19 protein-coding genes and 1 tRNA gene are annotated in these 18,170 nt (G+C 40.2%); 5 read left to right on the forward strand and 15 right to left on the reverse strand.

Annotated features, from left to right (window positions below; all coding sequences use genetic code 11):
• Window positions 1–465 precede the first annotated feature (465 nt).
• Window positions 466–1,059: a helix-turn-helix transcriptional regulator gene (locus C2M33_RS12985; protein ID WP_233999188.1), complete on the forward strand. Its 594-nt coding sequence runs from the start codon at window positions 466–468 to the stop codon at window positions 1,057–1,059.
• Here the strand turns inward: C2M33_RS12985 and C2M33_RS12990 are convergent.
• Genes C2M33_RS12990 through C2M33_RS13015 form a run of 6 tightly spaced genes read right to left on the reverse strand, consistent with a single transcriptional unit; the run spans window position 1,040 to window position 6,676 of the window.
• On the reverse strand, window positions 1,040–1,891 hold the full coding sequence (locus tag C2M33_RS12990; protein ID WP_105174612.1) for a hypothetical protein: 852 nt from the start codon (window positions 1,889–1,891) through the stop codon (window positions 1,040–1,042). The genes C2M33_RS12985 and C2M33_RS12990 overlap by 20 nt on opposite strands.
• Window positions 1,881–4,328: a fimbria/pilus outer membrane usher protein gene (locus C2M33_RS12995; RefSeq protein WP_233999195.1), complete on the reverse strand. Its 2,448-nt coding sequence runs from the start codon at window positions 4,326–4,328 to the stop codon at window positions 1,881–1,883. Before C2M33_RS12995 ends, C2M33_RS12990 begins: the two co-directional genes overlap by 11 nt.
• On the reverse strand, window positions 4,288–4,989 hold the full coding sequence (locus C2M33_RS13000) for a hypothetical protein (RefSeq protein WP_082873950.1): 702 nt from the start codon (window positions 4,987–4,989) through the stop codon (window positions 4,288–4,290). The genes C2M33_RS12995 and C2M33_RS13000 overlap by 41 nt, the downstream gene beginning before the upstream one ends.
• On the reverse strand, window positions 4,989–5,687 hold the full coding sequence (locus tag C2M33_RS13005) for a molecular chaperone (protein ID WP_105174614.1): 699 nt from the start codon (window positions 5,685–5,687) through the stop codon (window positions 4,989–4,991). Before C2M33_RS13005 ends, C2M33_RS13000 begins: the two co-directional genes overlap by 1 nt.
• Before the next feature lie 45 nt (window positions 5,688–5,732).
• On the reverse strand, window positions 5,733–6,209 hold the full coding sequence (locus C2M33_RS13010; RefSeq protein WP_063700060.1) for a hypothetical protein: 477 nt from the start codon (window positions 6,207–6,209) through the stop codon (window positions 5,733–5,735).
• A 29-nt stretch (window positions 6,210–6,238) separates the two neighbouring features.
• Window positions 6,239–6,676: a hypothetical protein gene (locus C2M33_RS13015; protein WP_233999196.1), complete on the reverse strand. Its 438-nt coding sequence runs from the start codon at window positions 6,674–6,676 to the stop codon at window positions 6,239–6,241.
• 435 nt (window positions 6,677–7,111) lie between these two features.
• Between C2M33_RS13015 and C2M33_RS13020 the strand changes: the two genes are divergently transcribed.
• Together C2M33_RS13020 and C2M33_RS21205 are read left to right on the forward strand one after the other, a co-directional pair.
• Window positions 7,112–7,954, forward strand: a complete 843-nt coding sequence (locus C2M33_RS13020; protein ID WP_063700064.1) for a VOC family protein — start codon at window positions 7,112–7,114, stop codon at window positions 7,952–7,954.
• Entirely contained in the window at window positions 7,954–8,106 is a 153-nt protein-coding gene (locus C2M33_RS21205; protein WP_167350228.1) for a hypothetical protein, read from the forward strand. Before C2M33_RS13020 ends, C2M33_RS21205 begins: the two co-directional genes overlap by 1 nt.
• Before the next feature lie 42 nt (window positions 8,107–8,148).
• On the opposite strand, the gene C2M33_RS13025 is transcribed toward C2M33_RS21205, so the two are convergent.
• The 8 genes from C2M33_RS13025 to rlmE form a co-directional block, all read right to left on the reverse strand.
• Window positions 8,149–9,093: a general glycosylation pathway protein gene (locus C2M33_RS13025; protein ID WP_105174615.1), complete on the reverse strand. Its 945-nt coding sequence runs from the start codon at window positions 9,091–9,093 to the stop codon at window positions 8,149–8,151.
• A 199-nt stretch (window positions 9,094–9,292) separates the two neighbouring features.
• A tRNA-Leu gene (locus tag C2M33_RS13030) sits at window positions 9,293–9,377 on the reverse strand.
• A 75-nt stretch (window positions 9,378–9,452) separates the two neighbouring features.
• Window positions 9,453–9,800 carry a preprotein translocase subunit SecG gene (gene secG / locus C2M33_RS13035; RefSeq protein WP_063700068.1) on the reverse strand — a complete coding sequence of 116 codons (348 nt, stop codon included), beginning with the start codon at window positions 9,798–9,800 and terminating at the stop codon, window positions 9,453–9,455.
• A 1-nt stretch (window position 9,801) separates the two neighbouring features.
• Window positions 9,802–10,551, reverse strand: coding sequence for a triose-phosphate isomerase (gene tpiA / locus C2M33_RS13040; protein WP_105174616.1), 750 nt, complete (start codon window positions 10,549–10,551; stop codon window positions 9,802–9,804).
• Between the two features lie 69 nt (window positions 10,552–10,620).
• Complete coding sequence (glmM, locus tag C2M33_RS13045) at window positions 10,621–11,976, reverse strand: phosphoglucosamine mutase (RefSeq protein ID WP_063700072.1); 1,356 nt, start codon at window positions 11,974–11,976, stop codon at window positions 10,621–10,623.
• Complete coding sequence (gene folP, locus C2M33_RS13050; RefSeq protein ID WP_105174617.1) at window positions 11,969–12,817, reverse strand: dihydropteroate synthase; 849 nt, start codon at window positions 12,815–12,817, stop codon at window positions 11,969–11,971. The genes glmM and folP overlap by 8 nt, the downstream gene beginning before the upstream one ends.
• Before the next feature lie 129 nt (window positions 12,818–12,946).
• Window positions 12,947–14,887: an ATP-dependent zinc metalloprotease FtsH gene (gene ftsH, locus C2M33_RS13055; RefSeq protein WP_105174618.1), complete on the reverse strand. Its 1,941-nt coding sequence runs from the start codon at window positions 14,885–14,887 to the stop codon at window positions 12,947–12,949.
• Between the two features lie 66 nt (window positions 14,888–14,953).
• Window positions 14,954–15,583 carry a 23S rRNA (uridine(2552)-2'-O)-methyltransferase RlmE gene (gene rlmE / locus C2M33_RS13060; RefSeq protein WP_105174619.1) on the reverse strand — a complete coding sequence of 210 codons (630 nt, stop codon included), beginning with the start codon at window positions 15,581–15,583 and terminating at the stop codon, window positions 14,954–14,956.
• Between the two features lie 89 nt (window positions 15,584–15,672).
• Between rlmE and yhbY the strand changes: the two genes are divergently transcribed.
• On the forward strand, window positions 15,673–15,969 hold the full coding sequence (yhbY, locus tag C2M33_RS13065; RefSeq protein ID WP_105174620.1) for a ribosome assembly RNA-binding protein YhbY: 297 nt from the start codon (window positions 15,673–15,675) through the stop codon (window positions 15,967–15,969).
• Window positions 15,970–16,076: 107 nt separating this feature from the next.
• Here the strand turns inward: yhbY and C2M33_RS13070 are convergent, their stop codons facing one another.
• Window positions 16,077–17,228, reverse strand: a complete 1,152-nt coding sequence (locus C2M33_RS13070; RefSeq protein ID WP_105174621.1) for a serine hydrolase domain-containing protein — start codon at window positions 17,226–17,228, stop codon at window positions 16,077–16,079.
• A gap of 115 nt (window positions 17,229–17,343) precedes the next feature.
• Here C2M33_RS13070 and C2M33_RS13075 point away from each other — a divergent pair, with 115 nt between their 5' ends.
• Window positions 17,344–18,150, forward strand: a complete 807-nt coding sequence (locus C2M33_RS13075) for a hypothetical protein (RefSeq protein WP_105174622.1) — start codon at window positions 17,344–17,346, stop codon at window positions 18,148–18,150.
• The last annotated feature ends 20 nt before the right edge of the window (window positions 18,151–18,170 follow it).

Genomic DNA, 18,170 nt, shown 5'->3' on the forward strand with positions numbered 1-18,170 from the left:
ATATGTCAGTTTTGTGAAAATATGTATAATTTTTTTGATTTTTATTAAAAACTGTATAAATAAACCACATTATCATTCTCTATTCGAATTATAAGTCACTAAACTCTTTGCGAAATAGTAAATAAAAATAAATGTTTAGTTCTACATTATCGCAATTAGCTTGCCAATTAACATAATTTTAATGAACAAAGAATGAACGTGTTTTATGTTATTTTTCATAGCGGTACAAGCCAATTTCAGAAATTTCTCAGTTCCCAAAGAGTACCCAACTCAGGTAATGTTTAATACGGTGCTGCCAAGTTAGCAAAAGCTAACTAAACATTAATTTGCGCAGCGTTTTCCTCTGTTGGAATTTCATTTTTTAAACGTAATAATCAGCAACACAATTACTTGCTCTACTAATTCGCTTAATTAACTGCTATTGCGGATTGGTATTATCATTTACAGATAGTTTTTGGCGTGAATATGGATTTTCTTTTTAATAAAAACGCAGCTGATTCTGTGTCATCAGCTTCGATTCTTCCTTACTGTATTGCGAACGATGAGAGAACATTGTTGCTCAATTACGACTCTTTAGACACACTGACAAATCGTGAATTAATAAGTGAGTTTATGAAAACCCATGGTTATCATCATCTCGTTATTTTTAATATGCCTCATAGAGCGGATGTGCTGCCATTAAAAGACTGGCCAAAACTAAAAGGGTTATTTTTTAAAAACACCAAAACAGATATTTTTGAACAAGGGCTGCAAGAAATTAAAAAGGGATCTTTGTGGTTTCCAAGAACGGTGAGCGATAAATGGATGAGAGAAATGCTCGAAACTGAGCAAAAAAATCAAATTCAATCAAACAACTTAACGTTTAAAGAATCTAAAGTGCTGCTCTTGCTTTCTTCTGGTGCGACCTGCCCTCAAATCGCTGATACTTTATTTATTAGCGAAGCAACTGTGCGAGTTCATTTGCATAAGATTTACCAAAAAATCAATGTCAAAAACAAACAAAAAGCCTTACAGTGGTGCGAAAGGAACATAAATAAAATCAATAAGCTTGCGGGCTAACTTGGAAGCGAATGGTATCTTGATACTGACCTGCAGCTTGGTTACTAAATGCAGTTAACTTTATTTTTAAAGGAATTAAAAAATCTGTCTGCTTGGTAAACAAGAACCTTCTTTTCATTGCGTGATTTAGCTCGACATAGTCCCCAGTAAGCGCCAGTGAATAGTTAATTGCATAGCTGCTTTGGTAAAGCTCATGAATCAGTTTACCATTATGCTCTGACCAAATAGTCATTGTGATATCTGTATTTGCAACAACCTGTAAACTAGGCAGCAAACTATATTCTTTTTGAGGTATAAGCTCCCCTAAATCAATACTTGTGTTAGCACTGTTATATCCTAAAAAAGACAGTGCGACATGAGTAGGGATTGATACATCTAAATCATAATCTAACTCATCAACCACTTCATGAAATTGACTTTTAAGTACGAGTTTGACGGTATCTTGATACTGACCTGCACGTGCGATGCTACCTTTTGCAATCACAAACCGTAAATCTGTTGTATTGTCAGAAATAGCAAGGTTATTGACAGATGAGTTATTAAAAATCGAACTTGAATTTCCAATGAAATAAGGGATGTGTTGATACTGACCACGCAATTGTTGGTTATTTTCACTCGAGACTTGCAAATAGTATGAACAACTTGTGTCGCCCTCTATGATTACTTTAATCTGCTTTTCAGCATCTTGATTTTGTAGTGTTCGGTAATCCTGTAAGTTATCGAATAGATGCTCAATTCTTTGTATCTTTGCAGAACACTGGCCAAAACACGCCGATGTATAAAAGAGCGCATTAATTAAAAGTGCTGAAAATAGAAACCGCTTAATGTACATAAATCACTCCTTTATTATGCAGCTGTTGCTGTGTATCTATATCAATAATTAAGGGCTCATGGATGACATTTTTTAGCACAATTTGATATTGGCATGGTTTTAGACCAGTCAGTGCAAAGCGCCCTGTTTTACTTGTAAAAAATAAGTAAGGCTCTGCTGCTTGCTCCTCAATGCAACGCGCCTCACCAACTTGAAGTGCTAACGGTTCGTTTTCGCTATTTTTTAACGTTCCCAGCATGGAAATATTGTTCTGTGAACCAATTACAACATCATGGCCACTTTTATAAGAAGGATAAAAAATGATGCTACCAGCTCCTAAGTCATATCCAGGTGCTAAGTCTTCAACATCAACCGCAACAGTGGTTCTGTCATAGGCATTTATATTAGCGAGTAAGAGGGTTGGTAGGTCTGAATTAGTGGCTAAATAATCCGCCCCTTGTGATCCTAGGTTAATTGTTTTCTCAGCTAAACTTGGGTGCGCGCTGACCAAGGCAAAGCTATTTTGGATAGGCTTTCCTACACCCCACTGAGAACCAGCAAAGGCAATACTTGCAGCAGCACTAACACGACTTTGATGATGCAGCACATTGCCATTTAAATGCTGGTAGTAAGTGCCGTGGTCAAAACTCATCGATAATCGATTTGTATTGTATTGGCTGTTGAGATCAAACACGGCTTCGTTATTGTTATTTTTTTCTAACCCTGTACGTAAATTTAGTGCACCAACAAAGCGCTGATCTTCATTTTGAGCAAACTCCAATCTGGATTTATCGTATTTAGATTGGTGCGATAACTTTAATCTTTGCCTGTGCGAAAACTGATAACTCAGCGAGAAATTAAAACTCCACTGTTGTTGATGCTCTGTTTCTTGCCACTGCCCACCAAGTGAATAATACCACTGGTGAGTGTTTATATTGCCTGAAACAGTCACCCCCGTTGATTTTTCAACCCCCGTTTGCTCATGACGTCTAGAAACATTTGCAAAAAGCGACGTTTGCACTGATGAGTCACTCATAAAGTTGAGATTTGCTTGTATAAAGTGCTGTCTAGAATTAGCAAGCGAGCTCAATTCATCATTAAAAGCTATCTGATAAAAGTCAGGGTTACTGTATTCGTAGCCAATGCTGAAATCGGTTCCAGTCTGAGATGGTTGTCTAAATGAGCTATAGGCAAATCGATATGCATAGCCATTCGTTGCATCAAGATTAATTGCATTTTCAAATGATAACTGCCCTATTGGGGTCGCAAATATTTGCTTAAAGCCGAGTTGCTGTGTTTCTTCATTCCCTTGGGCTGAAAAACCAGCAGTCCAACTTGTTGAGATACCGTAGTCAATAAAGCCTGAAAATAAAGGCTGATCATAATTGTAGGCTAATTTATCTGCTAATTGTGCTGGGTAACCAAAGTGAAGTTCGTATTCAAGCTGCCCTTCAGAGAACAAATCGAGGCCTGTGGTAAGTGTAAAGTTGACCTCTTTTGTAACACCCGCATTATCCGTGATCTTTAAAACAATATGATTATTGCCCTCTATTAACGGAATATCGTCCAGTGAATAAATACCTGCAGGCAAGTTCAGGCGTCTAAATAAGCGATCATCAATATATACTTCAACAGAAGATGGGCTATCTAGCGTAAAGCGCTGCGATGCACTTGGTCGAATTGTTCTGTCAGAAACAAGAGTAAAATCATGGGCAAGCGACAGCCCAAGGATGCGAGTTGTTGATTGAAAATAACTACCCGCACTGTAATTATCGCCCAATGAAAAACGCATGCCATGAATGGGTAAATCATGGATTACTCTCGTGCCTAAACGCTTAAAGTCATGGTTACTTGGTGTATTTACAAACTGGGCTTCGTTTTCAATCACCCAATTTTTTAGATTTAAAACCGCTTCAGGCCTTACTGTTAGCTGCTTTTGTTCATAATCTTGTGCTTGATTTGATTGATACACATAGCTCGAATACACATTAATGTAGCCACTGTAGTTTGCGCTTTTTATTGCTTGTTGTTGGTTTCGCTTTGACACTGCGGTAATACTTTTCTCTTTGATCATGCTCATTGGCAAGGTTATCTTTAAGCTAAAATCAAGCAGTTCGAACACAGTACCAATGCCCAATGTTTGAAGCTCTTCTATATTTACTAAGCCTCTTTCATCAACAAGCATTTCTATGTGTTCAAGCGTTTGGGTATTTGCTATTGGTCTTAAAAACTCCATCAATTCTGAATGCTTTAATAGCAATGAATCATCCGGAGTTACTAGTAATGAAATGTTTGCTTGAGGTTGCTTGTTTAAGTAGCAGCTAACAGTGAGTTCAAGCTCTTTTAATGTGGTATTTATTTTTGCATAGGCTAAACCTGCATTAAACAAAGACATACACACAAAGCAAAAAAGCAGACTACTGAGATAGCGCAACGTCTGGCGAGATAACTTCTGCATTAACACTATCCTTCAACGGAATAAGCACTTGCTGTTTGCTTTGTGGCGCAAAGAACACGTCATAACCCGATGCTTTTAGTTGTTGTTTTTTAAATGAAGCGATTTGTTGATGAGACAAATGTATAGCAAGATCATATTCGCTCAGGCGGGCAGCCCCCTTACCATTATTTGCTACCGTTATTTCACAGCTGTAATTACTACATAAGCTCTTTTCGACAACAAGTTCAGGTAAAAAGCTCTCTTGATGTACATGAACAATTAAATTCACATTAAGCAACATCGTCAGTTGTGGCTCAGACGCATTTGCAGAGTTTAAAAGTGGTTGCTCAACTAAACTAATTTGATAGGTTTTATCTAGGCTCGGGGCTTCACTTACCCAGCGCATTTGGATTCGTTGACTTTCACCACGGTGCAATAACAATGTTGGAGGAAACACCCAAACAGGGCTATTTTCTTGATAACGAAACATTGGCTCCGGGCCAGAAAAATCAACCTCAAATATTTCTATATCAAAAGCGACTTCACGGTTAAATACATTATGTATCGTACTGTAGGTTACTTGCTGTGGCTTGGTTGGATCCAAGCTTAGTACCATTGGGCTTACTTCCACAGCAGTGCAGAACAGCGAATTAAATAAAATTAATACTGCAAAGATACGCATTAAAATTGTACCTTTAACTGACTTTGCTCGGCTTTAAACTGCTTAGGTACTTTTAGTAAGACCTCACGAGAAGAGTGTGGCAATAAAAGCTTGCCTGATAATGCACGACTTAACTCATCGCCAGCTAAGCTCATAGTGTCATCATGCTGTTCAATAAACCAAGTTGATTTAGATAAACGCAGTAATTTATTGCCTTCATTTTTTAACCGTACTTTCCAAAGCCCTTCTTGCTGTTGCTGCTTTTGTTCAATTACAAGTTTTGCTGTAGCCCCTTCGGGTACCACAGTAAATAAGGTACGAAAGCTAGTCGCAATGCCAACACCCGATTGGTTCGATTCACCTGTATCAATCATTACTTGGTCAACGCCAATCCGGTATGATTTAGAGGCTGTTAAAATAGGATCGCCCACATAGCGAATTAAAATTGATTGAGACTTTCCAGGTGCAATAATGGTTGTCATTGGCAGTATGAAAAAATCTGCATCGTTTGTGGTCAGCTGCTCCTCACCCGAGGGTGTAATTTTTAAGTCAAATGCTGTTAATTCAATAGCGAGCGAAGCTGATGAATTGTTCATTACACGAATTGTTTGTTGTGCATTAGAGCCACTTGGCGCTAATTCAGCAACCATAGGCTGAACTTGAAATGCGACACTGTGAAATGAAAGAAGAAGTGAGAATAAATAGATAAGTCTAAGCATCATCTCTCCTTTGATGATAAGGCAGCCTAGGCTGCCTAAAATAACTTAATTAGCTGTAACAGTTAGCATTAAAGTGTCTGAGTACGTTCCAGAATATATTGGGTCTTCTGTAATAGTCAGTACAATCGTGCCAGGAATACCCCCTACTGCCAAAGCAGCAGAACCAGGTTGACTTTGTTCAGCGCTTTCATCGTTATCACCATCATCAGCAATAAGCGTAAAAGCAAATGGCGCTGCAGTTAACGCGGCGGTATAACCGACACCATCATCCTCGTCATCAGCGTTTTGTAAGTGCCCTTCAGACGTTGTTAATGTCAGTGTGGCACCATCTGAGTCATTGCATTGCAATTCAAAATCCAGTGTCGTCGTTTGATCTTTAGCAATACTTGGAAAGTAAGTCGATGTATCTAAATTACTTACCTCACAAACCGAAGCGACAGAACCGCTGATATTAATGTTTTCAGCAAGTGCAGCGCCTGACGAGAGCATTGCAATTGCAGATAGTGCTATTAGCTTTTTCATTCCACTATTCCTTATAAAATTATTAGCGACTACCAAACACCACCAGAGGCAATGGTTGGGGTCATTTCTATGCGCAAGATATCCTTGTATTCACCCGCATATATAAGTGGTTCGGTAAGCTGAAACTGAACATCCATCACCCGCTCAAACAAAATATCACTCACTGAGAATACTTGCTTGTTGTGAAGCTGCTCTGCCATGTAAGACTTTTTCAGCGCTGTACTCACAATTGACAAGCTCATTCTGTAGTTGTTAATCACACTGCTTTGCTGATGACGTAATCCACCATTTTGAGAGTGTATAGACACCTTCATCGGTGTATTGCAGTTAATTACCAAAACCGTGTTAACTATGCCACTCTCTGAAAACTGCAGTTCCGCCGATTGTGCTTCAAACCCACACTTTGCACTAACCTCTCCAGTTAGCGTCAAACTCACATCATCAAATGCAAAACAGGGATTTATCACACAACCTACTAATAAGACCGGGAATAACTTCATCGTTTAGCCACTTCACTTCCATATGAATCATCTCGTTAACGGTCTTAGATTATGTGAATTAAGATTTTAACATTGTTGAATTTTGCTTAGATGCGTTTAAGCCGTTGATTACACAGCGTGAATAAGTGAATGAAAATTAAACGCTATAATGTTTCTTTCACAAGGTTAATAATTAACTCATTGCTTTTAATACTAAAATTGACTTGGATTTAATGCTGAAAAGATTTACTTGATGATTTTTCGCTAATTAATTCAAAAGCAGTTGATAAACCTAATTAAACACCGAACAACTAAAACAGGCTCAATTATGGTTTTAGATCATTAAACAACCTCTTTTTGATTGAATAACAAACAAATAATGGTCTATGCTTTTATTTGACCCCATTTTGCAAGGAGCAAACTTTGAAAGTACTCACCCCCTTACGTGCTGCAATTTTAATAGCAGTCACAGCTGTCTCATTGACTGGTTGCCAACTTACTTCAAGTGAACTACCTGCAATCAGTGATTCGGGAACAAAAAACTCAGGGCACGTTGTATGGCATGATTTGATCACACCTAATTTGGCACAATCTCAAGCATTTTATAGCAGCGTGTTTGGTTGGCAATTTCAAGCCGTTAACGACAGCTACACGCTGGCATCATTAGACGGAAAATTAATTGCTGGAATGGCAGAACTTGATAATAAGCAAAATGCCAGCCATTGGCTGAGCCTTATCAGTAGCAAAGATATCGCTGCCGTCAGCGAAAAAACGATCAAAGCCGGAGGTAAAGTCTTAGTAAGCAGTACCGAAATTAAAGGCCGTGGCACTATTGCTGTATTAGAAGATCCTCAAGGGGCTGTGTTTTCGCTGATCAATACAGTAAATGGTGACCCTGAAGCTCAGCAAACTGATAACGGCTGGATTTGGCAAGAAGTATGGAGTGATAATCCAGAGCAGAGCAAAGCCTTTTACCAATCACTTGGTAATTATTCAGCACAAAATAAACCGCTTAATAATGGCAATTACAGTTACTTAGCCTTAAATGGCACACCTGCGATTGGCTTTGTAAAAAAACCAGATGCCGAGATAGGCAACACATGGGTGAATTACATTAAAGTAGCCGATGTTGACGCGACCCTATTAAAAGTAACCGCAGCAGGCGGCATAGTTCTAATGGCACCAAATGACAAAGTACGAAGTGGCAGCGTCGCAATTATTCGTGATCCAGCAGGCGCTGGTATTGTAATTCAGGAGCAAATGTAATGAATAAAAAAATGATTCGCTTAGCGGCTCTTGCAGCAGCAATGTTAGCTTTAAATGCCTGCACCCCCTATGCAAGCCTAGATATTAATGCGCCGTTTAAAGTAGGCCCTGTGTACGTTAACCCAAGTATTGGCATTGGCGGTACACTTTAATCAATTTCAGGGCGCTGGGTTTTAAACAAAGCGCCCTAGTCATTAGTGTTTTACTTTTAAGCGCTGTACCTGAGTCAGCACATCTTCAGCCTTGGCACCTAAGTATACATAGATTGCAAGAGCAACTAATAAACCAACAACAGCAAACATCATAAGCACTGCAGGAATTACATATTCAGTTTGCCCGAGCGCTGCTTTAAACATGGTTAGTAAGGCTTCTATCGATACTGCTATCAAAATTGTTGAGATAAAGCGTGTGATCGTACGTCTCGTTGAGCTGTGCCGAAAAATATCCTTATGCATGAGGATTTCTTCTTCTAGAATAGTTTTGCCTAAATCGAAAATGGCCAACGCTAACGTAACAAAGATTATAATGGTAAATGGTTTAAGCGGGTCTGACTGGATGTCTTCGCTTAAGACTAAGTCCACCATGCCGGCAAATACTTTATATAGCAGGTAGAACACCAAACAGAATAAGCAACCAACAATCAAGCCATAACCTACCTTAAAGTACGGTGTCATTCGTGCTCGCTTTATGTCACCCATAATAAATTCAATCAGTTCAGTTAAACACACATCGATGACTAAGAACTGCTGCAAATTATTACCTGAAGGAATTGTTTTAATCACAGAAATACACAAGTGCTTTGTCGCCGTGGAAATATACGGCGATGTAAAGTGCGGTTCCGGCGTAGCAGAAGCGAGTAAAAAATAAGGTCGAGCGCTTAAGTCCTGCCCTGCACCAATATGACTGAGCTTCTTTTTATATTGACGTTTAAAGCAAACATTATCCCCTTGTTGAATACCTTGTTCGTTTAAACAATATTGTAATTCTAAAAATGGATATTGATTGACTAACTGTTGATATTCTTGCTTATTAGTTAAAGACGCTTGAACACTGGCGAGTATAGAAAGCAGTAAATTATGAATAAGCACTTGTTGCTCTTCATAGCGTTCTATAGCACTTAAATAACTCATTCTGGCCATTTTGCTTCCTTAAAGTAATGGGATACCAACTCAAGTTAAGCAAGGAAGACTCCAAGTTTGATTTTCAATATAAATCAACAGCTTGAATTCAGGCTGGCAAATGAAATTAGAATAAAAGCACTATAAAGGTGCGTATTGCATTTTATATGGCACTAAAACGAAAAAAACCGTAACTCACTGAGTTACGGCTTTTTAATTTTGGTGCGGATGGGGGGACTTGAACCCCCACGGCCGAAGCCACCACCCCCTCAAGATGGCGTGTCTACCAATTCCACCACATCCGCATACAATTCTGTATGTTGTTAAGCTTATCGTTTACCTGAGGAGTGAAACTGCTTAACGATAATTAGCAAAGCTAATTAGTTAGGTACGTCAGACGCTTTTTCTTCTGTCGCAGGCACATCAGTTTGTGCTGGCGTTACAGATTCAACAGCTGGCGCAGCTTCTAGGTTTTCCCACTCATCAGTCTTTTTAATTTGACCTGCTGTAAGGTTACCTAGAACAATACTTAGTACGAAGAAGATCGTTGCTAAGATTGTTGTTGTTTTAGTCATGAAGTTACCAGCACCCGATGAGCCAAACACTGTTGCAGAAGCACCTGCACCAAATGATGAACCCATATCTGCGCCTTTACCTTGTTGGATTAAAACCATACCAACTAATGCTAAAGCAACGATTAAATAAACTACTAATAAAATTTCGTACATCTTATACGGTCCCTTTTGCACTTTCACAGATAGCAGTAAATGAATCTGCTTTAAGACTTGCGCCACCAATGAGGCCGCCGTCTATATCTGGTTGTGCAAATAATAATTCGCTATTTTTTTCATTCACGCTACCACCATATAAGATGGTTAGTTGCTGTGCTATATCGCTATCCACAGAAGCAATTTTCTCACGGATAAACTTATGTACAGATTGCGCTTGCTCAGGAGAGGCAGTCTTACCTGTGCCAATGGCCCAAACGGGCTCGTATGCTACCACAGAATTCTTCAGTGCTGCTACACCTAATTTGCTAATTACAGCATCAATTTGTGCTGCAACCACTAATTCAGTTTCATTTGCTTCACGTTGCTGTTCACTTTCACCCACACAAAGAATAGGAGTTAAGCCAACTTGCTGCGCTCGAGCAAATTTATCTGCAACAACCTCATCTGATTCACCGTAAATGCTACGACGTTCAGAATGTCCCACTAACGTATAAGTTGCGCCTAAGTCTTTTACTAACTGAGCATCTACTTCACCCGTAAATGCACCTGCTTGGTTTTCAGAGACTGTTTGCGAACCAAACGTAACGTTTTGCTGCTGCAAAGAACTCAACAATGGGAATGGTGGGAACACCACTATATCCAGTTCATCCGATTGAACATTTTTGATAGCATTTGATAACTGTTCAACAAGCTCTAAAGAGCCGTTCATTTTCCAATTACCTGCGACCATCGGCTTACGTGTTGCCATTATTCCACTCCACATTAGAAAGCGGGCAAGATACTAACTCGACTTGCCCAAAGTTACAAGAGGTTATTGTTATACCACGGTTTGTTTGCTCACAGTTTCGACAACTGCGGCTATTTTACGTGCGCTATCAAGAACAACTTTTTCCTGTTCAGCTTCTACCATTACTCGCACAACAGGTTCCGTTCCTGATTTTCGAAGTAATACACGCCCTGTATCACCTAATTTTTCTTCGACCTGTGCAACCATATCGATTACAGATTGATCTTGTGTCGGATCAGTCCCTTGAGGGTAGCGCACATTAATCATTTTCATTGGGTACTTTGTAAAACCAGCCCCGAGGTCTTGCAACGTTTTATTTTGTGCAACCATCGCAGCTAACACTTGTAAGCTTGAGATAATGCCATCACCGGTGCTGATCAAATCAAGGTTTAACACGTGACCTGAGCTCTCACCACCGATTTTCCAGCCTTTTTCTTGCAGTAGCTCCATCACGTAGCGGTCACCGACCTTACTACGAGCAAATTCAATTCCTCGGGCTTTTAAGGCATTTTCAAGGCCCATGTTTGACATTACCGTACCAACGACACCACCCCCTAACATATCGTCATTTGCAGCTTGGCAAGCAATGATATAAACAATGTCATCACCATCAAATACACGGCCATTATGGTCAACCATCATTACGCGGTCACCATCACCGTCATAAGCAATACCGACATCCGCATTGTGTTCTAATACCTTACGCTTAAGGGTTTCAACGTGGGTTGCGCCACACTCAAGGTTAATATTTACCCCGTTTGGCTCACAGGCATGACAGATAACATCTGCGCCAAGCTCACGCATTACAGAAGGTGCGATGTTATAAGTGGCACCATTTGCGCAATCGAGCACAATTTTTAAGCCCTCAAGCGATAAGCCTTGTGGGAACTGGCTTTTACAAAACTCAATGTAGCGGCCATCTGCTGTCTCTAATCGACGAGCTTTACCAAGCTTATCAGAAGCCACACAAGTCATCGGTTCATCCATCATGGCTTCAATTTCAAGCTCGACTTCATCTGCAAGCTTTAAACCTCGACCACTAAAAAACTTGATGCCATTATCATGATAAGGATTATGAGATGCACTGATAACAATGCCAGCTTCAGCACGGAACGTTTGCGTAAGGTAAGCCACTGCCGGTGTCGGCATAGGGCCTAATAATACAACATCAATACCCGCAGCGATTAAACCGGCTTCAAGTGATGTTTCGAGCATATAGCCAGAGATACGAGTATCTTTACCAATAATGACTTTTTTGGTACCAATTTTTGATAAAACGCGGCCTGCAGCCCAACCTAGCTTTAGCGCAAATTCAGGAGTGATTGGAAACTCACCCACCATGCCACGCACACCATCTGTGCCAAAATACTTTCTTGTGTTACTCATTTGAAATTCCTCGTTCACATGCTTGCCAAACCGCTAGCACGTCAGCTGTTTCTTGTACGTCATGAACACGAATGATTTTTGCACCGTTTTGTGCTGCAATCAGTGCACCAGCAAGGCTTCCTGCTAAGCGTTCATTCGTGTCTCTATTTAATAAATTACCGATCATTGATTTACGAGAAAGACCTGCTAAAACTGGTAAATTGAACTTATTAAATAGATTAAATTCTTTAAGTATTTGATAATTATGAGCCAAAGTTTTACCAAAACCAAAACCTGGATCTAAAATAATACGTTGTTGCTGAATGCCCGCTTGCTCACATGCGGCTAAACGCTCTGCAAAGAATTCGTTAATATCAGCTAATAAATCATTATAGTGTGGGTTACTTTGCATCGTACGAGGCTGACCTTGCATATGCATTAAGCAAATTGCTACTTCTGGGTATTGGGCCAATACCTCAATCGCACCTGCCTCTTGCAGTGCTCTGACATCATTGATGATATCAGCTCCTGCAATAATCGCTTGGCGCATCACTTCGCTTTTGCTGGTATCAATGGAAATAATACAATCGCTGGTTGCTCTAAGGGCTTTAACTAATGGAATAACGCGTTCGAGCTCATCTTCAAGAGATACATCAGGTGCTCCAGGGCGGGTTGACTCACCACCTATATCAATTATTTTTGCGCCTTGATTTAATAACGTTTGAGCTTGTTTGACAGCGCTGTCTAGCTGACAGTAACTACCACCATCAGAAAAAGAGTCTGGAGTGACATTTAAAATCCCCATCACGACTGGGGAGTCGAGGTGTAATGTACGACCTCGAGGTAAGTTAAGAACGGTCATTGAACACCTATGCTATTAATTAGCGTCAATTGCGCATTTATTATTCTAGATAACAGTTTGAAAATTGCGCATTTTTTTGTAATAAAAAAGCCCCGACTAGCGGGGCCTTTCTGTGTCTAATTGTACCGACTATTCGGCTTTGTCATCAACATTTGTTTTTGTTTCTGACGTTTGTTCTGACTCTTTTGCCTCACTTTCCACTACTTTAGAAGTAGATGTGGTTGGCTTTTTATCATCAGAGCGACGATCATGAACATCACGCGGCTCGCGCACAGGCTGACGTGCCATTAAGTCATCAATTTGACCCGCATCAATCGTCTCGTACTTCATTAGTGCATCTTTCATCGCATGTAAGATATCAATGTTATCTTTAAGGATTTGCTCTGCACGTTGATAGTTACGGTCTGAGAATAAACGAACTTCACTATCGATCACTTTTGCTGTTTCATCAGACATGCTCATAGCACGGCTACCGCCGCCACCCATGTACATTTCGTTTTGATCTTCAGCGTAAAGTAATCGACCTAATTTTTCACTTAGACCCCACTGAGTAACCATTTTACGAGCAATGTCAGTCGCACGTTCAATATCGTTACTAGCACCTGTGGTAACTTTATCATCACCATAGATTAGCGCTTCTGCAATACGACCACCGTAAAGGCTAGAAATCATTGACTCTAAAAGCTCTTTAGAGTGGCTCACACGGTCTTGCTCAGGCAAGTACATAGTTACACCAAGTGCACGACCACGAGGAATGATAGACACTTTGTACACTGGATCATGTTCAGGCACCATGCGACCAACAATCGCGTGACCTGCTTCATGGTAAGCAGTCATTTCTTTTTCTTGCTCACTCATCACCATGGTCTTGCGCTCTGCGCCCATCATGATTTTATCTTTTGCAGCATCGAACTCAGCCATGCTTACAACGCGTTTGTTACCACGTGCTGCGTATAAAGCGGCTTCGTTTACTAAGTTTGCAAGATCAGCACCAGAGAAACCTGGCGTACCACGTGCAATTACCGCAGCTTCTACATTGTCGCCTAACGGCACTTTACGCATATGAACTTTAAGAATTTGTTCACGACCACGGATATCAGGAAGACCAACAACAACTTGACGGTCAAAACGACCTGGTCGTAATAACGCAGGGTCTAATACATCTGGGCGGTTCGTTGCAGCAATTACGATAATACCTTCATTACCTTCAAAACCGTCCATTTCAACAAGCATTTGGTTAAGTGTTTGCTCACGCTCATCATGACCACCACCCATGCCTGCGCCACGTTTTCGGCCTACGGCATCAATTTCATCAATAAAGATGATACAAGGTGCTGCTTTTTTTGCTTGCTCGAACATGTCACGTACGCGTGATGCGCCGACACCAACGAACATTTCTACGAAATCTGAACCAGAGATTGTGAAAAACGGCACTTTTGCTTCACCAGCTACAGCTTTAGCAAGCAAGGTTTTACCGGTACCAGGAGGACCTACCATTAACACGCCTTTCGGAATGCTACCACCCAGTTTCTGGAACTTAGATGGGTCACGTAAGAAGTCAACCAGTTCAGTTACATCTTCTTTCGCTTCATCACAACCCGCTACATCAGCAAACGTTGTTTTAACTTGGTCTTCGCTCATCAGGCGCGCTTTACTCTTACCGAAAGACATCGCACCTTTACCACCACCACCTTGCATTTGACGCATGAAGAAAATCCATACACCAATAAGCAGTAACATTGGGAACCAAGAGATTAAAATGCTGGCAAGGAAAGACTGCTCTTCAGGCTTAACTCCTTTAACATTAACATTGCTTTTTAAAAGATCATTCAAGATGTCTTTGTCATACATTGGCATGATAGTTTGAAAGCGCTCACCATTTGTTTTGGTACCCGTAATTGTACCTGTGGTGCTCTCAATAGAAACTTCTTGAATAGCGCCACTACGAGCGTCGCTAACAAATTGAGTGTAACTTGTTTGGCGATCAGCTTGATCACCACCGTTAAAGCTCTGAAACACTGACATTAGCACTACTGCAATGACCAGCCAGAGTATTAGATTTTTCGCCATATCGCTCAAGGAGTTAACCTCTTGTATCCAATTAATTTAAATTCTACTTAACGCAGCACAACTGTACTACAGTTTGTAGCCTGTCGCCACTATATAAACTTCGCGAGAACGGGCACGCGATGCGTCAGGCTTTCTAATTTTGACCGCTTTAAAGCTATTACGTACTTCTTGTAAGTATTGATCAAATCCTTCGCCTTGGAAGACTTTGACACAAAATGCACCATTTTTCTTTAAAACTTGGTGGCACATGTCTAATGCCAACTCAACTAAATACATGCTACCCGCTTGGTCTACCGATGTATTACCGCTCATATTCGGCGCCATATCAGAAAAAACTACATCAACATTTTTCCCGTCGATGCGGGTTAAAAGTGCATCAAGCACTGCTTCTTCACGAAAGTCACCTTGTAGGAAATCAACACCTGCGAGTGAATCCATTGGTAAAATATCACAAGCAATAACTTGGCCTTTATCACCAACCTTTTCGGCTAAATACTGTGACCAACTTCCCGGCGCAGCACCTAAATCAACCACTGTCATCGATGGTTTGATTAATTTATCTTTGTTTTGAATTTCGTCTAATTTGAATACCGCACGAGAACGCCAACCTCTCTTTTGCGCTTCGTGAACATAAGGATCGTCGAAATGTTCCTTCAGCCAACGCTTAGAACTGGCCGAATGTTTTTTATTTGCCATAAAATTAATACGTAACTAATTAGTAATATTCTCTAGATGGCGTTAGAATACCCTTAATTCAAGCCATATTCAGCAAAATTTGTAACATCATGAAATTATCGAACAAACAAAAGCAGTTTTTAAAAGGTCAAGCACACAGTTTAAAACCTGTTGTTTTACTTGGTGCAAACGGTTTAACAGAAGGCGTTTTAGTTGAAATTGAAAACGCGTTAAATATCCACGAACTAATCAAAGTAAAAGTACCTACTGACGAGCGCGAAACTAAAGCATTGATTTTTGATGCGATTGTTCGCGAAACTGGCGCAACTAAATTACAAACAATTGGTCACACAATTGTATTGTATCGCCAAAGCGAAGAGAAAAAGATTCAATTACCACGCGGTTAACTTTCGCCTGAGTAATCTCTAATCATAAAAAAGCCAGCTAAAATGCTGGCTTTTTTATTGGCAAAAATAATTTTGCACGAATTTGTAACTAAACGTTTTGACTCGCACTATTTTTGTTCTCGGGTGTACTTAAGTACCCGGTTGATAAACTCGGTAGTTAATTCATTGATCAAACCCGTTTCTGCATTTAGCACTAAGCTAAAACCTATATTCAGATGCGGAAATACCACAATATCGCTGCGATACCCCTGTACCCAACCACTATGGTAATACAGCACTTCATCATCATAGTTATATACACGCCAGCCTAGCCCGTAATAAGCATCTTTAACATGTTCGCGCCAAACTCTACGACGAGTCTCTTTTTTGGTGTGAGTATAAGGACGTGTTTGTTTTATTAATGCTTCTAGCGGTAATACATCTGGGTACTGCCCTAGCTGCGCATTCAACCAGATAGCCATATCATTTGCGCTGGCATTCACTCCCGCAGCTGCGGGGACCTTGTAATAGTTCTTCTTTAATCGTGATGTATACCAACGTTTTCGGCCGCGTACATGAGGATGTGCATAGTTATCGTCTTTCACCATCTCATCAAAGCCTACACTGGCATCGACCATTTTCAATGGCGCAAAAATATATTCAGAAATCCAATGTGAGTAATCCATCTGAGTTGATTGAAAAATGACAGAGTCAATCAAACTGAACATCACATTTTGATACCCATAGCATTCGCTCGGTTTACAGATAGGCTCAACGGTTAATAGTTGCGCAACGATATCGGGGTAACTCATCCGCGATTCGATTAAGTTATCGTACGCATTAGGGACCAAGCCACTAGAATGACTGAGTATATGGTAAATTTTTAAATCATCTTTATAAGCAGTGTTAGCAAAAGCGGGAATAAACTTACTAATAGGATCATCAATATTAAATTCCCCTTGTGCAGCCAGCTTTGCAGTTAAAGAACCCGCAAAGGTTTTTGAAACTGACGCTAAACGAAACCGGGTATGCTTATCAACATTACGACCATTTTCAATTTTTGTTCGCCCGATGCCACGAATAAAATCATCCTGACCAATATTAACAATTGCCAGAGATCCGCCCGGAATTCCTTTACTGCGTAGTTTACGGGTAAGGTGTTTATTGTAATCAGCAACGAAAGTTTGCCATTGTTTATCACTCGAAGCAGCTTCACTACTCATTGAGAGCAGTAATAAAGAACAAAGGAAAAAAGGTATTAAGGATAAGCTGTACTTCATTATTTATTTTTTTAAGTCTGATTAGGAAGTTTCTGATCACATATTATCATGAACTTTTGTCTCGACTAACGTACAATACGCTTAATCTTAAATATTTATGGGTAGATTAATCTTTATGCGCTTACTTGTAGTTTTGTTTTTTACTTTAATTTCAGCCGGTTGCGCTTTAAAACCTGAACCTGCACCATTACTTGCTATGCCAAAAAAACCTAGCTTACAGAGCCAACGTTTTCAAGTTGAGTATCAAACAGAGCATGCGGCGCCTAAAGTAAAATCAGTACAATTACCTGCACATGCTGTAAGTAAAAACCAAACGGTGAGCATCGTTGCTGATAAAACCAGTGTCACAGATACACTTTATTCGCAAATCACTGAAGCACTGACAGCAAAGCAATTAAAGGTTGTCGCTGAAGGCGCACAAGCTGACTATACCCTATCAATTCATCAGTTAGACCTTGAGCTCATTGAAGACACAGAATACAAATTGGTGAAACCCGAAAAACCATTGCCTTTATTCGAAGAAGTAGCAAAACAGTTCCCTGTTCAGCAATGTGCAACGATTTTAGGTCAGGTAAGTATGCGCCTTACCCACAAAAAAACCGGTGACGTTGTTTGGTTTGCAAAATCATCAATAGATAGCGCAAGCTTTCACCGTGAACCGCTAATTTATAGCTTTGAACAACAGCAACTAATAAAGAATGAATTAGAAGTTGCGAGTTTTGTGCACGAGCAAAACTCTGAACAAGCTCGTATGGCGCGTGTTAATCAAGACGTAACGATTCCAGCTTACCAAACGATTACACGAATGAACGCCTTTAAAAAAGAGCAAGGTCCCTGTAACCGAACAGAAATTAGTGCACTTACACCTATGATGCAGTATTACTTGAGCAGCATTTTAATCGATAAAATAAAAGTGCAGTAATTTGAATACGCTGTTTGTCT

The organism is Pseudoalteromonas sp. T1lg122, assembly GCF_002964825.1.
Classification (GTDB): domain Bacteria; phylum Pseudomonadota; class Gammaproteobacteria; order Enterobacterales; family Alteromonadaceae; genus Pseudoalteromonas; species Pseudoalteromonas gelatinilytica.

Excerpts from the sequence above, each read along its gene's own strand:
- C2M33_RS12985 (WP_233999188.1), top strand. The coding sequence starts at position 466 with ATGGATTTTCTTTTTAATAAAAACGCAGCTGATTCTGTGTCATCAGCT.
- C2M33_RS13070 (WP_105174621.1), bottom strand. The coding sequence starts at position 17,228 with ATGAAGTACAGCTTATCCTTAATACCTTTTTTCCTTTGTTCTTTATTA.
- secG (WP_063700068.1), bottom strand. The coding sequence starts at position 9,800 with ATGTACGAAATTTTATTAGTAGTTTATTTAATCGTTGCTTTAGCATTA.
- C2M33_RS13000 (WP_082873950.1), bottom strand. The coding sequence starts at position 4,989 with ATGCGTATCTTTGCAGTATTAATTTTATTTAATTCGCTGTTCTGCACT.
- C2M33_RS21205 (WP_167350228.1), top strand. The coding sequence starts at position 7,954 with ATGAATAAAAAAATGATTCGCTTAGCGGCTCTTGCAGCAGCAATGTTA.
- C2M33_RS13025 (WP_105174615.1), bottom strand. The coding sequence starts at position 9,093 with ATGGCCAGAATGAGTTATTTAAGTGCTATAGAACGCTATGAAGAGCAA.
- ftsH (WP_105174618.1), bottom strand. The coding sequence starts at position 14,887 with ATGGCGAAAAATCTAATACTCTGGCTGGTCATTGCAGTAGTGCTAATG.
- C2M33_RS13075 (WP_105174622.1), top strand. The coding sequence starts at position 17,344 with ATGCGCTTACTTGTAGTTTTGTTTTTTACTTTAATTTCAGCCGGTTGC.
- C2M33_RS12990 (WP_105174612.1), bottom strand. The coding sequence starts at position 1,891 with ATGTACATTAAGCGGTTTCTATTTTCAGCACTTTTAATTAATGCGCTC.
- C2M33_RS13005 (WP_105174614.1), bottom strand. The coding sequence starts at position 5,687 with ATGCTTAGACTTATCTATTTATTCTCACTTCTTCTTTCATTTCACAGT.
- folP (WP_105174617.1), bottom strand. The coding sequence starts at position 12,817 with ATGACCGTTCTTAACTTACCTCGAGGTCGTACATTACACCTCGACTCC.
- yhbY (WP_105174620.1), top strand. The coding sequence starts at position 15,673 with ATGAAATTATCGAACAAACAAAAGCAGTTTTTAAAAGGTCAAGCACAC.
- rlmE (WP_105174619.1), bottom strand. The coding sequence starts at position 15,583 with ATGGCAAATAAAAAACATTCGGCCAGTTCTAAGCGTTGGCTGAAGGAA.
- C2M33_RS13010 (WP_063700060.1), bottom strand. The coding sequence starts at position 6,209 with ATGAAAAAGCTAATAGCACTATCTGCAATTGCAATGCTCTCGTCAGGC.
- glmM (WP_063700072.1), bottom strand. The coding sequence starts at position 11,976 with ATGAGTAACACAAGAAAGTATTTTGGCACAGATGGTGTGCGTGGCATG.
- C2M33_RS12995 (WP_233999195.1), bottom strand. The coding sequence starts at position 4,328 with ATGCAGAAGTTATCTCGCCAGACGTTGCGCTATCTCAGTAGTCTGCTT.
- tpiA (WP_105174616.1), bottom strand. The coding sequence starts at position 10,551 with ATGGCAACACGTAAGCCGATGGTCGCAGGTAATTGGAAAATGAACGGC.